Source organism: Streptomyces aurantiacus (assembly GCF_001418335.1).
GTDB classification, from domain to species: domain Bacteria; phylum Actinomycetota; class Actinomycetes; order Streptomycetales; family Streptomycetaceae; genus Streptomyces; species Streptomyces aurantiacus.
The window spans coordinates 39,120-51,762 of record NZ_LIPP01000064.1; the positions used below are offsets into that span (position 1 = coordinate 39,120).

Annotated in this window: 10 protein-coding genes; 2 read left to right on the forward strand and 8 right to left on the reverse strand. The window is 71.3% G+C overall.

Annotation, left to right across the window (positions count from 1 at the left end):
• Nucleotides 1-79: 79 nt before the first annotated feature.
• Both AOK01_RS09845 and AOK01_RS46495 read right to left on the reverse strand, forming a co-directional pair.
• A complete protein-coding gene (locus tag AOK01_RS09845; RefSeq protein WP_055510553.1) occupies nucleotides 80-676 on the reverse strand; it encodes a hypothetical protein in 597 nt (198 codons plus the stop codon).
• 286 nt (nucleotides 677-962) lie between these two features.
• A complete protein-coding gene (locus AOK01_RS46495; RefSeq protein ID WP_157871246.1) occupies nucleotides 963-1,313 on the reverse strand; it encodes a hypothetical protein in 351 nt (116 codons plus the stop codon).
• Nucleotides 1,314-1,563: 250 nt separating this feature from the next.
• Between AOK01_RS46495 and AOK01_RS09850 the strand changes: the two genes are divergently transcribed.
• Entirely contained in the window at nucleotides 1,564-2,427 is an 864-nt protein-coding gene (locus AOK01_RS09850) for an SAM-dependent methyltransferase (RefSeq protein WP_079103301.1), read from the forward strand.
• A gap of 186 nt (nucleotides 2,428-2,613) precedes the next feature.
• Here AOK01_RS09850 and ffh read toward each other — a convergent pair whose 3' ends face one another.
• From ffh to nsdA, 5 genes are all read right to left on the reverse strand, one after another.
• Nucleotides 2,614-4,167 (reverse strand): signal recognition particle protein, encoded by a 1,554-nt coding sequence (gene ffh / locus AOK01_RS09855; protein ID WP_055510555.1) that lies wholly within the window; start codon nucleotides 4,165-4,167, stop codon nucleotides 2,614-2,616.
• A 200-nt stretch (nucleotides 4,168-4,367) separates the two neighbouring features.
• A complete protein-coding gene (locus tag AOK01_RS09860) occupies nucleotides 4,368-6,827 on the reverse strand; it encodes a [protein-PII] uridylyltransferase (protein ID WP_055510556.1) in 2,460 nt (819 codons plus the stop codon).
• Between the two features lie 25 nt (nucleotides 6,828-6,852).
• Entirely contained in the window at nucleotides 6,853-7,191 is a 339-nt protein-coding gene (locus AOK01_RS09865) for a P-II family nitrogen regulator (protein WP_055510557.1), read from the reverse strand.
• A complete protein-coding gene (locus tag AOK01_RS09870) occupies nucleotides 7,188-8,528 on the reverse strand; it encodes an ammonium transporter (protein ID WP_055510558.1) in 1,341 nt (446 codons plus the stop codon). Before AOK01_RS09870 ends, AOK01_RS09865 begins: the two co-directional genes overlap by 4 nt.
• Nucleotides 8,529-8,939: 411 nt before the next feature.
• Nucleotides 8,940-10,427: a transcriptional repressor NsdA gene (gene nsdA, locus AOK01_RS09875; protein WP_055510559.1), complete on the reverse strand. Its 1,488-nt coding sequence runs from the start codon at nucleotides 10,425-10,427 to the stop codon at nucleotides 8,940-8,942.
• Nucleotides 10,428-10,864: 437 nt separating this feature from the next.
• Here nsdA and AOK01_RS09880 point away from each other — a divergent pair, with 437 nt between their 5' ends.
• Entirely contained in the window at nucleotides 10,865-11,518 is a 654-nt protein-coding gene (locus AOK01_RS09880) for a bifunctional DNA primase/polymerase (protein ID WP_055510560.1), read from the forward strand.
• A 92-nt stretch (nucleotides 11,519-11,610) separates the two neighbouring features.
• Here AOK01_RS09880 and ftsY read toward each other — a convergent pair.
• On the reverse strand, nucleotides 11,611-12,643 hold a 1,033-nt coding region (ftsY, locus tag AOK01_RS09885), incomplete at its 5' end, for a signal recognition particle-docking protein FtsY (protein ID WP_055510563.1).

Here is a 12,643-nt window from a genome sequence, read left to right on the forward strand (position 1 = left end):
CCGGCACCCACGAAGTGCCGCCGCGCTCTCCCGCACACCCCGGCGGTCCGTACGACCCGCCGCTGCGTCTGCTCTCCGCTCAGCCCGCTGCCGCGCCGACCACCTCCGGGATACGGAACGGCTTCCCGCACCCTCCGCACACGATCGGCGCCTGTGCGAGGACCGACGGAACGACGCGGACATTGCGTCCGCAGTCGCAGACCGCCTTCACGCGCACGCCCCCTCCGGAGGAGCCGTGCCGGGCGGCCGGACCCCGGAAGCTGCGGGCCGTGTCGGCGGCGGTCGCGACCGTGTGCGCCTTGAGGGCGCGCTGCAGCCGCTCGACCGTCGGGCGGTAGCGCCGCTTCGCCTCGGGGTTGAGCGTGACCAGCGAGAAGCCACTGCTGGGATGCGGCTCCTCGGGGTGGTCCAGACCCAACTCCTCGGCGATTGCGAGGAATCTGCGGTTGTGGTACCGGCCGGCGCGAGAGGTGTCTCGGACTCCTCGGGCGGCGGCGATGCCGTGGACTGCTTCGTGAAGCAGTCGTTCGAAGGAGAGTTCGTGTCCGCAGGCGGACGACGACTCTCCGATCAGGGACTCTGGCGCGGCAAGATCGGGCAGCTCGGGGTGGTGCCGCTGAATGTCGGCCCACGCCCCTGCCAGCTCTGCGGCGAGAACAGGTGGTGTCGTGCTCACGTAATGAGAACGAGCCGGGGTGCCTCTGTGTTCCTATTCCGGGGCATCCCAAATATTTTGCACGTACCCGTCAGTTGCCGCTGATGCGTCCTGACGAGGGCGGGTGCGCTGATCTGCGGAGAAGCCTCACAGTTCGCACCTAGCCGGTACGTAGTGACGTGTACGTCCCGGCGCGTAGCCGCTGTCTGCGGGCCGGGACACCTGGGCCGCCGGATGCGCAAGAGGCGTTTCGGTCCTTCTGGCGGCGGAACGCCGGACTCAGTGGACGCGGGTCATGACGGCGACGTTACCGGGTGCGCCGTCGGCCTCGGTCACCGACCCGTTTCCGGCCACCGGACACCTGATTACCGGACACGGACGAGGACACGGACACCGCACGGTCGCCGCGTGCGCGGTCGGCCCGGTCTCCGGGCCCGGAGCAGCGCATGGTCTCTTCCCGCGCGGTGGGCAGTCGGTGTCCCTGGACGGCTTCCGATGGATCGCCGGGCTCGCGGATCTTGGCCCGAACCACGTCGTCGGCCCTGACGGCGAGTACCACGACCTGGACGGAGTTGGACGGAGACCTGGACGGGGCGAGGCGCGGTGGCGCCCGCAACCCACGGTCATCGCCGTGCGGCACGATCAGGCCAATCGCCATGCGGGTGGGAGACCCCGGAGACCCCAACAACCCCAGCGGCCCCAACCGCAATGACTTGCCGTACGGGCACATGTTGCCGGTATGTGAATTCTTTCCGGCGCGCGCCGATGGTACGCAAACCGGGCTCCGTAACCCCTGGACGCCACGGCGGGCGCGGAGTTTCCTGGCATACGGGGGGAGTGCGAGCGCACTGCACGGGGGTGAGGAAACGGAGCACGAAGGCAACTCTCGGCGGATTGGGGCACATTCGATGACACCTACGCTCGTGCGGCAGCACCTACCTCACTCAGGGGCCGCGCCCCAGGTGGATCCGTGGGCACGCGCGCGTGACTGGGCCGAGATTCAGGAGCGGATGCTGGTTCCGCTCTACGAGGCCGTCTACGAGCGACTCGAAGTGGGTTCCTCCACCAGGCTGTTGGGGCTCGGCTGCGGGTCCGGCCTGGCGCTGCTGATGGCGGCGGCGCGGGGGGCCTCGGTCACCGGTGTCCAGGCCCACGCGCCGGAGCGGCTGGCTCTCGCGCGGGAACGTCTACTGCCCGAGGCAGGGGGCACGCGCACGCGCGTGCGTGCCGGTGTCCGGCTGACGGACGGGGAGCCGGCGGACCTCGGCGACGCGGCGACGGCGGCGTGCGATCTGGTGACCGCCTTCGAGCCGATCGGGTGTGTGGCCGACGACTCCGACGGTCTCGCCGAGTCGCTGGCGGCTGCGGCTCCGCTCGTCGGCCGGGGCGTTCCCGTGGTCCTCGCGGGCTGGGGGCCTCCGGAGCGGTGTGCCACGTCCTCGGTGCTGCGGGTCGCCACCAAGCTGGCGGATCCGCTGCGCGGTGCGGGCAGGTGGCGCCCGGCTCTCCGTGACGACCTGGAGGAGGTCGCCCAGCGTGCCGGTCTTCGGCCCGACGGGTCCGGTCGGGTCGCGTGCCCCTTCGGGTACGCGGACGTGGACAACGCCGTACGGGGGTTGCTGTCCACGGGGCTCTTCGATGCGGCTGTCGCCGCCACGGATCAGGAACAGGTCGACAAGGAGGTGCGGGAGGCGCTGCATCCGTACCGGCGGGGGGACGGGACGGTGTGGATGCCGAACGTCTTCCGGTATCTGATCGCCCGGACGGCCTGAGCCGACGCGCGTGCGTGGCGGGGGTGTTTTCTTCGCCCCCGCCGCCCCTACCNNCAGACCCCCGCAATCGCGCTGCGCGCTCGTCCTCAAACGCCGGACGGGCTGAAGATTTCCGCCCGGCCGCGAATCTTTCAGCCCGTCCGGCGTTTGAGGACCGGAGGTTCGGGGGCCGGCCCCCGAGACTCGTCAGTCCATGAACTTCTTGAACTCGTCCGGGAGCTCGAAGTTCTGGGGCTGCTGCCCGGCCGGCAGGCCGAACGCGCCGCCCGCCTGCCCCGCCGCCTCCCGGCGCGCCGCAGCCTCTTCCTCCTGCTGCTTGCGCTTCATCGGGTTGCCGGAGCGCTGCTTGCCCTTGGCCTTCTTGGGCTGCTTCTTCACCCGGCCGGCGCCGCCACCCATGCCCGGCGCCCCGGGCATCCCCGGCATGCCGCCGCCCTGAGCCATCCGGGACATCATCTTGCGGGCCTCGAAGAACCGCTCGACCAGCCCCTTGACCGCGCTGACCTCGACGCCGGAGCCCTTGGCGATACGGGCACGCCGCGAGCCGTTGATGATCGTCGCGTCCTGGCGCTCGGCCGGGGTCATCGACTTGATGATCGCGGCCGTGCGGTCGACGTCGCGCTCGTCGAGGTTGTTGATCTGGTCCTTGATCTGGCCCATGCCGGGCAGCATGCCGAGCAGCTTGGAGATGGAGCCCATCTTCCTGACCTGCTCCATCTGGGCCAGGAAGTCGTCGAGCGTGAAGTCCTGGCCCTTCTTGGAGGCCAGCTTCTCGGCCATCTGCTCGGCCTCTTGCTGCGAGAAGGTCTGTTCGGCCTTCTCGATCAGCGTGAGCACGTCGCCCATGCCGAGGATGCGGGACGCCATGCGGTCCGGGTGGAACGCGTCGAAGTCGTCCAGCTTCTCGCCGTTGGAAGCGAACATGACCTGGCGGCCGGTGACGTGCGCGATGGAGAGCGCGGCACCACCGCGGGCGTCGCCGTCGAGCTTCGAGAGGACCACGCCGTCGAAGCCGACTCCGTCGCGGAAGGCCTCCGCGGTATTGACCGCGTCCTGGCCGACCATCGCGTCGACGACGAAGAGGATCTCGTCCGGCGAGACCGCGTCGCGGATGTCGGCGGCCTGCTGCATCAGCTCGGCGTCGATGCCGAGGCGGCCCGCGGTGTCGACGATGACGACGTCGTGCTGCTTCTGCTTCGCGTAGTCGATGGAGTCCCTGGCGACCTGGACCGGGTCCCCGACGCCGTTGCCCGGCTGGGGCGCGTAGACGCCGACGCCCGCGCGCTCGCCCACGACGCTCAGCTGGTTCACCGCGTTGGGACGCTGGAGGTCGCACGCGACGAGCAGCGGCGTGTGTCCCTGGCCCTGCAGCCACTTGCCGAGCTTTCCGGCGAGGGTGGTCTTACCGGCACCCTGCAGACCCGCGAGCATGATCACGGTAGGCGGCTGCTTCGCGAAGCGCAGTCGCCGGGTGTCGCCGCCGAGGATGCCGACGAGCTCCTCGTTGACGATCTTGATGACCTGCTGGGCGGGGTTGAGCGCCTGGGATACCTCGGCCCCGAGGGCCCTCTCCTTGACCTGCTTGATGAAGGCCCGGACGACCGGCAGCGCGACGTCCGCTTCCAGCAGGGCGATGCGGATGTCGCGCGCGGTGGCGTCGATGTCCGCCTCGGACAGGCGCCCCTTGCCGCGAAGATTCTTGAATGTCGCTGCGAGGCGATCGGAGAGAGTGTCGAACACGGCGGTCGCGAATCCTCAAGTCGGGGGCAGGGGGACAGGTCCGCCCTCCAGGGTATCCGCCCGCGCAAGCGTGGGTCTCCACCCCGTCACAGGCTCCGCCCCGTCAGGGGCGCGGGGAACTGCGCGAGCAACCACAGCGCGCCCGCAGACTCAGACTCAGACTCAGGACGACCGTCGACCACCGGGCGGAGCCCAACCCCTCACTCCCGCAAGGTGTCCTCCAGCGCCCGCGCCAGCGAAGCCGCCTGCTCCCCCGGCAGCGGCGCCCCTTCGGGCCCCGTCACATAGAACGCGTCCACCGCGTTCGCGCCCAGCGTGGAGACATGCGCGCTGCGCACCCGGACCTGTGCGCTGTCCAGCGCGCGCCCGATGCGGTGCAGCAGCCCGGGGGCGTCGTGGGCGCGGACCTCGATGACGGTGGCGAGCCGGGACGCGGTGGAGGCCACGCTCACCCGGGCCGCCGGTGCGGCGATGCCCCGCCTGCGCGGATAGGCGGCGTCCCGCTCGGCCAGGCGTCCGGCGATGTCGAGGGAGCCGTCGAGGGCGCGTACGAGATCGGCGCGCAGGCGGGCGGCCTGCGGCAGGGAGCCGTACTCGGCGGCGACCCGCCAGTCGAGCAGCAGGACGGAGCCCGCGACGCCGTCGGGCAGGTCCAGGGAGCGCAGTTCCGCCGTCCGTACGGTGAGCCGGTGCATGGCGAGGACGCCTGCCACGGCGGGCAGCACGCCTTTCTGGTCCGGTACCGCGATGAGCAGTTCCACGCCGAGGGGCTCTGGTTCCCCCGAGGGCTCCTCGGCGGGCGGTTCGGCGGGCGGTTCGGTCTGGGCGCGCAGCGCGAGCACGGGGCCGCCGGTGCGCAGCGCCTCGATGGCGAGCCGCTCCTGTTCGGCGGTGGGCGCCGTGGCCTCGGGCTCCTCGGGGTCGTCCCCGGCGAGCGCGGCGGAGACCCGCTTCACCAGGTCCGCGACGAGGGACGCGCGCCATGAGGACCAGGCGGCGGGGCCTGTGGCCAGCGCGTCCGCCTCGGTGAGCGCGTGCAGGAGTTCGAGCGTGCCCTGCGAGCCGACCGCCTCCGCGACCGAGCGCACGGTCGCGGGGTCCTCCAGATCGCGTCTGGTCGCCGTCTCGATGAGCAGCAGGTGATGGCGTACGAGGGTGGCGAGCACCGCCACGTCCGCGCGGTCGAAGCCGATCCGGGCCGCCACGTCCCGCGCGATGATCTCGCCGGCCACCGAGTGGTCGCCGGGCCAGCCCTTGCCGATGTCGTGCAGCAGGGCCGAGACGAGGAGGAGGTCGGGGCGGTGGACGCGGCGGGTGAACTCGGCGGCGCGTACCGCCGTCTCGATCAGATGGCGGTCGACGGTCCAGATGTGGACGGCGTTGCGCTGCGGCCGGCAGCGGACCCGCTCCCAGTCGGGGAGCAGCCGGGTGATCAGCCCTTCCGCCTCCAGGGCCTCCCAGACCTCGATGGTCGAGGGCCCCGAGCCGAGCAGCGTGACGAGTTGCTGACGGGCCTCGGCGGGCCACGGCGTGGGCAGCGGACGGACCACGGAGGCCATGCGGCGGACCGCGTGCAGCGAGAGCGGCAGGCCGGCCTGGGCCGCCGCGGCGGCGGCGCGCAGCGGCAGTACGGGGTCACGGTCGGGGCGGGCGGCACGGGCGAGGACGACCTCGCCGTCCTGCTCGACGACGCCCTCCGCCAGCGGCGACCGCTCGGGGGCCGGCTTGCCGCCGCCCAGCATGGCGCGCAGCCGCGGCCGCACGGCGCGCGACCGCAGCACGCGCCCCACCTCACGCCAGGTGACATCACTGGCGTACGAGACGACGCGGGCGGCCTCGTACACCTGGCGCAGCAGGGTGTCGGCGTCGAGCAGGCCGAGTTCCGCGGCGACCTGGTCCTGTTCCTGGAGGGCGAGGCGGTCGGTGGCGCGGCCGGTGGCGAGGTGCAGGGCGTCCCGGACGTCGAGGAGGCTCTTGCGGGCGTCGGCGAGGCCCTCGCGCGGGGCGTCGGCGAGCCAGGAGGCGGCGACGGCGCGCAGCGCGGTGGCGTCGCGCAGGCCGCCGCGGGCCTCCTTGAGGTCGGGTTCGAGGAGGTACTGCAGTTCGCCCTGGCGTTCGGCGCGCTCGGCGCACAGTTCCTGGAGTTCGGGGAGGCGTTTGGGCGCCTGGTTGCGCCAGTCGGCGAGGACGGCCGTACGCAGTCCGGCGGTCAGGCCGAGGTCGCCGGCGAGGTGGCGGGCGTCGAGCAGCCCGAGCTGCACCTTGAGGTCCTCGCCCGCTGTCTTGCGGGCCTCGGCGGGCGTACGGACGGAGTGGTCGAGGTCGAGGCCGAGGTCCCAGACCGGGTACCAGATGCGGTCGGCGAGGGAGGCCACCACGCCGGGGTCGGCGCTGCCGTCGTGCAGGAGGAGCAGGTCGAGGTCGCTGCGCGGGGAGAGTTCGCCGCGGCCGTAGCCCCCGACGGCGACGAGCGAGATGCCGCGCGAGGTGCCGGCGCCCGCGTCGAACAGACCGGTGAGCCAGTCGTCGGTCAGTTCGGCGAGGGCCGCACGGCGCGGCGGCCCGGACCGCGCCCCCTCCTGGAGGAGGCGCAGCCGGGCCGCCGCATAGCCGCTGGGTCCCGAGTCCTCTGCTTCCGTACGCATGCCCGTACTCGTCACCCAGTGGCTCCTGTTCCTGTTTTGTCTACAGCGCGTCGGGTCCGCGCTCGCCGGTCCGGACCCGGACCGCCGTCTCGACCGGGACGGACCAGACCTTGCCGTCTCCGATCTTGCCGGTACGGGCCGCCTTCACGATGACATCGAGCAGCTGCTCGGCGTCGTCGTCCTCGACCAGTACCTCGATACGGATCTTGGGGACGAGGTCGACGGTGTACTCGGCGCCGCGGTAGACCTCGGTGTGGCCCCGCTGACGACCGTAACCGCTCGCCTCGGTGACCGTCAGGCCGTGGACGCCGAAGGCCTGGAGGGCCTCCTTGATCTCGTCGAGCCGGTGGGGCTTCACGACAGCGGTGATGAGCTTCATGCGTCCACCTTCTTGCTCGCGGTGTCGGCGGCCGGGGCCGCGGGCGCGGTACGGGCGGCGCCGCCACCGGCACCGCTGAAGTCGTATGCGGTCTCGGCGTGCTCGGCCTGGTCGATGCCCGCGATCTCGACGTCCTCGGGAACGCGCATTCCGATCGTCTTGTCGATCAGGAAGGCGAGTACCGCGGAGGCCACCAGGGAGTAGGCGAGGACGCCGAAGACGCCGGCGCACTGCTTCCAGAACTGGTCGAGGCCGCCGCCGTAGAAGAGGCCCGCGACGTCGGACTGGCCGCCGCCGGTGGCGAAGAAGCCGATGAGCAGCGAGCCGACGACTCCGCCGACGAGGTGCACACCGACGACGTCGAGCGAGTCGTCGTAGCCGAACTTGTACTTGAGGCCGACGGCCATGGCGCAGAGCACACCGGCGATGGCGCCGACGGCGATCGCGCCGAGCGGGGAGATGGCACCGCCGGACGGGGTGACCGCGACCAGTCCCGCGACCGCGCCGGAGGCGGCGCCGAGGGTGGTGAACGCGCCGTGGCGGATCTTCTCGTAGGCGAGCCAGGCGAGCATGGCGGCGGCGGTGGCGACCTGCGTGTTGACGAACATCAGCGCGCCGACGCCGTCGTCGTTGCCGAGCCAGGAGCCGGCGTTGAACCCGAACCAGCCGAACCACAGCAGACCGGCGCCGAGCATCACCAGCGGGAGGCTGTGCGGGCGCATCGGGTCCTTCTTGAATCCGACGCGTTTGCCGATCACGAGGATCACACCGAGGGCCGCGGCACCCGCGTTGATGTGGACCGCCGTACCACCGGCGAAGTCGATGACGCCGAGTTCGAAGGCCCAGCCGCCGGTGCCCCAGACCCAGTGCGCGACCGGGAAGTAGACGACGGTGACCCACAGGGTGATGAACAGCGCCCAGGCCGTGAACTTGACGCGGTCCGCGAGGGCGCCGCTGATCAGGGCGGGCGTGATGATCGCGAACATCAGCTGGAAGACGGCGAAGACGAAGACCGGGATGGTGTAGCCGTCCCAGAGCTCCATCTTCCCGATGCCGCTGAGGCCGACGTAGTCCGAGGACCAGCCGACGACGCTGCCCGAGTCGGTACCGAAGGCGAGCGAGAAGCCGTACAGCACCCACAGGATCGTGACGATCCCCATGCTGATGAAGCTCATCATCAGCATGTTCAAGGTGCTCTTGACCCTGACCATGCCTCCGTAGAAGAAGGCGAGGCCGGGGGTCATGATCAGCACCAGGGCGGAACAGATGAGCATGAACCCTGTATTGGCGGCAGACAGCGTGGGAGCGTCTGCGGCAAGCGTGATGGCTGATGCCATCGGCGTCTCCTCGTCTTTGGTACGGCCCCGTGCGGGCGAAGCCATGAGCGGTTGGTGAGGGGTGGGCCGGTTATGGGCCAGAGATTGGCGCAGCGCGGTTTCGACCGGCGCCCCTGCATGTTTCGCCCGGGTGACGAAGACGGCGTGTGTGTTACGCCTCGATGAACCGCCGGATAGTGGCAGCCTCGATCGTTATGGTGGCGCAACCTTCCACGGACACGGTGGCGGCCCCCGACCAGACGCGTCCTCAGCCACCGATTGAGCAACCCGGACGGCGCTCAGCCACGCCCGCGAGAACGGCGCCGGCTCAGGCGCAAAGGCCAGACCGACCGCGGCCGTCCGTCCGATGACCTGGCATGGGGGAGCCGAGTCGGGCTGTTATGGACGGCGGTCGCGGCCGGCGTACTGGGGTCAGACCGCCTCGGCGGTCTCGGGCAGGTCGACGGCGAGCTGGTCGGTCAGATCCACGACTGCGGCAAGGTCCCCGAAGTCGCGTACGGCCGTGTCGACGGTTTTTCGGATACGAGTGTTGACCCGCTCGGACCGCACCTTCCTGGCGATTCCGAGGGCCTCGCGCACCAGGACCGCGCACTGCTCGGGCTCCCGCCGGAGCAGGTGCACGGTGCCCATCCCGACGAGGTTGAGTGCGTACGAACGCTGGTGCTCCGGGTCCTTCTCGAAGAGGTCGACAGCCTTCTGCATGGCGGGCTCGGCCAGCGAGGCGTACGTGGGGCTGCGGCCCGCGACGTAGGCGAGGTCGCGGTAGGAGTGGGAGTTCTCGCCGTGCAGCTCGGCCTCGGAGAAGAAGCGGATCCAGTCGGGCTCGGGCTCGTCGGACTCCACGGCGTCCCCGAAGGTGTCCTCCGCCATCCGGACGGCCCTCTTGCACTTTCCGGGCTGCCCCATGTTGGCGTAGGCGCGGGCCTCCATCGCATACAGCATGGACTGGGTGCGCGGGCCGGCGCAGTCACGGCTTCCGTACTGGGCGAGGTGGATCAGTTCCAGCGCGTCGTCGGGCCGACCCAGGTGGATCATCTGGCGGCTCATGCTGGACAGGACGTACGAGCCCAGCGGCCGGTCGGCGGCTTCCTTGGCGGCGTGCAGGGCGAGGACGAAGTACTTCTGGGCGGTGGGCTGGAGCCCCACGTCGTAGCTCATCCAGCCGGCCAGCTCGGCCAGTTCGGCGGCGACCTTGAACAGTCGCCGGGTGGTGGCCTGGGGCTGGGGCTCCTGGAGGAGGTCGGTCACCTCGTGCAGCTGCCCGACGACCGCCTTGCGTCGCAGGCCGCCCCCGCACTGGGCGTCCCACTGGCGGAACATGACGGTGGTGGACTCCAGGAGGTCCAGCTCGGGCTGGGAGAGCCGGCCGGGGCGGCGGGAGGCGGCGGCGGAGAGCGCGGGCTCCTCGCGCGGGGCGGCGGGGCTGGGCACCAGCCAGCGCTGCATGGGCTCGATGAGCGTGGGTCCGGCGGACAGGACCAGGGACGCGCCGAGGAAGCCGCGCCGCGCCAGCATCAGGTCGCTGCGCGAGAACTCACTGATCAGGGCGACCGTCTGCGGGCCGGTCCAGGGCAGGTCGACGCCCGACACGGACGGTGACCGGTGGGCGGCGCGCAGACCCAGGTCCTCGACGGCGACGACACAGCCGAAACGCTCGGAGAACAGCTCGGAGAGGATGCGCGGGATCGGCTCACGCGGATTCTCCCCGTCGAGCCAGCGGCGGACGCGCGAGGTGTCCGTCGAGATGTGGCTGGCCCCCAACTGGCGTGCTCTGCGGTTCACTTGACGCGCCAGCTCGCCCTTGGACCAGCCGCTGCGCACGAACCACGAGCCCAGCAACTCGTTGGGGCGCTTGTCAGCGCCAGTCGCGGTCGTCGCGCTTCCGCCGTTGCCGCCCACTGGAACGCCCCCATCCCTGAACCCACTTGTGCGCTGTGTGCGCCAAGCCCTACCAGAATGCCGGTATCAGGGCCGCCCGTCCGGCCGTTCTCACCCTTCGAACGGGAAGTCGAGTTGCCTCCGGCATACCCACGAGCGCGTGCCTTCCCGGGGCTTGCACACTCACAGTAATCCTACGATCACCGCTCCAGCCATGGCGATCCCGGAAACGCCACCATTCGCCACCCCTTCGAATGAACTCGCGATGGCCAGCACGCGATTCACTTGACACATGACGGCCGGGAGCGGGCGGAGGGATGCACACCGGGGAGCGCGAAACCGGACGCACCACCCTCGGCACAACCGGGCGCCGCTTGGACCGCACACCGGTGGGAACGGGGAGTTACGAGATGACTTCGTGGCGTAACCACGCGCCCGCTGGACCCGTTGGAGGGGGTATGGGCTTCACGATCGGCGGCATCCGCGAAATCCGGTCCGGCTCGCGTCGCCGCGGCCGGTCCTCGGAGTACCTCGCCGTGGCCGAGTTCACCGGGCTGTGGGGCTGGGACGTGGTGCCGGGGGCACGGGCGGGCGCGGGGGCCTGTTCGTGCGGCCGGGCGGAGTGTTCCGCACGCGGCGCGCACCCCCTGGGCTTCGCGCCGGTCGTCCCGGCGGGCGCCACGCTGGACGAGGTGACCGAGGCCTGGGGCGAATTCCCCGGCGCCGCGGTGATGCTCCCCGTGGGCCGCGCCTTCGACGTCATCGAGGTCGCCGAGTCCGCAGGCCGCCGAGCCCTGGTCCGGCTCGAACGGATGGGCCTCCCGCTGGGCCCCGTGACCGTCACGCCCGAGGGCCGCGCCCACTTCTTCGTCGCGCCCGGCGCGGCGGCCGAACTGCCCGAGCTGCTCTACCGCATGGGCTGGGACGACGCCTCCCTCGACCTGCACGGCCTGGGCTCCGGTACGTACATCACGGCCCCGCCCTCCGACCGCGGCGGCCTCGGCCCGGTCCACTGGCTCCGCTCCCCCGCGCTCGACTCGGCGACGAAACCGCCGGCCGCGCGACTGCTGCTGGGAACACTGGCGTACGTGGCACACCGGTCACGCGCATAGGCCCACACCTGTGCACAGGCCCACCGATACGGAAGGGCCCCACTCCGTCTGCACCATGGGGTGGGGCCCTTCCTCCTGTGCCGTACGCGTGGTCACTCTCCGATAAGGGCATCCACGAACGCCTCCGGCTCGAACGGGGCCAGGTCGTCCGCGCCCTCGCCCAGGCCGATGAGCTTGACGGGGACGCCCAGTTCGCGCTGGACGGCGATGACGATGCCGCCCTTGGCCGTGCCGTCGAGCTTGGTCAGGACGATGCCGGTGATGTCGACGACCTCGGCGAAGACACGGGCCTGCACCAGGCCGTTCTGACCGGTGGTGGCGTCCAGGACGAGCAGCACCTCGTCGAGCGGGGCGTGCTTCTCGACGACCCGCTTGACCTTGCCGAGCTCGTCCATGAGGCCGGTCTTGGTGTGCAGACGGCCGGCCGTGTCGATGAGCACGACGTCGGCACTCTCCTGGATGCCTTCCTTGACGGCGTCGAAGGCGATGGAGGCGGGGTCGCCGCCCTCGGGCCCCCGTACGGTACGGGCGCCGACGCGCTCGCCCCAGGTCTGCAGCTGGTCGGCGGCGGCGGCCCGGAACGTGTCGGCCGCGCCGAGCAGCACATGTTTGCCGTCGGCGACGAGCACCCGCGCGAGCTTGCCGGTGGTGGTGGTCTTGCCGGTGCCGTTGACCCCGACGACCATGACGATGCCGGGGGTGTCCAGACCGGACTCGGTGTGCACCGTGCGGTCGAAGTCGGGCACAAGCAGCGCGAGCAGTTCCTCGCGCAGCAGGGCGCGCAGTTCCTCGGGCGTCCGCGTGCCGAGCACCCTCACGCGCTCGCGCAGCCGCTCGACCAGCTCCTGGGTGGGCTGCACGCCGACGTCGGCGGTGAGCAGCGTGTCCTCGATCTCCTCCCAGGTGTCCTCGTCGAGGTGCTCGCGCGCGAGGAGCGTGAGGAGCCCCTTGCCGAGCGCGTTCTGCGAGCGGGAGAGCCGGGCGCGCAGGCGCACCAGACGACCGGCGGTCGGCTCCGGGACTTCGATGGGGGGCGCTTCGACGACCGGAGCGGTCGCCGTGGCGTCCGGAAGATCCACCTCCTCTATCGTGCGGCGCGGTTCTTCGCGCGGCGTCTCGGCCTCG

Bases quoted from the DNA above. Each gene is read 5' to 3' on its own strand.
- AOK01_RS46495 (WP_157871246.1), bottom strand. From the start codon at position 1,313: ATGGCGATTGGCCTGATCGTGCCGCACGGCGATGACCGTGGGTTGCGG.
- AOK01_RS09850 (WP_079103301.1), top strand. From the start codon at position 1,564: ATGACACCTACGCTCGTGCGGCAGCACCTACCTCACTCAGGGGCCGCG.
- AOK01_RS09880 (WP_055510560.1), top strand. From the start codon at position 10,865: ATGGGCTTCACGATCGGCGGCATCCGCGAAATCCGGTCCGGCTCGCGT.
- AOK01_RS09865 (WP_055510557.1), bottom strand. From the start codon at position 7,191: ATGAAGCTCATCACCGCTGTCGTGAAGCCCCACCGGCTCGACGAGATC.
- AOK01_RS09870 (WP_055510558.1), bottom strand. From the start codon at position 8,528: ATGGCATCAGCCATCACGCTTGCCGCAGACGCTCCCACGCTGTCTGCC.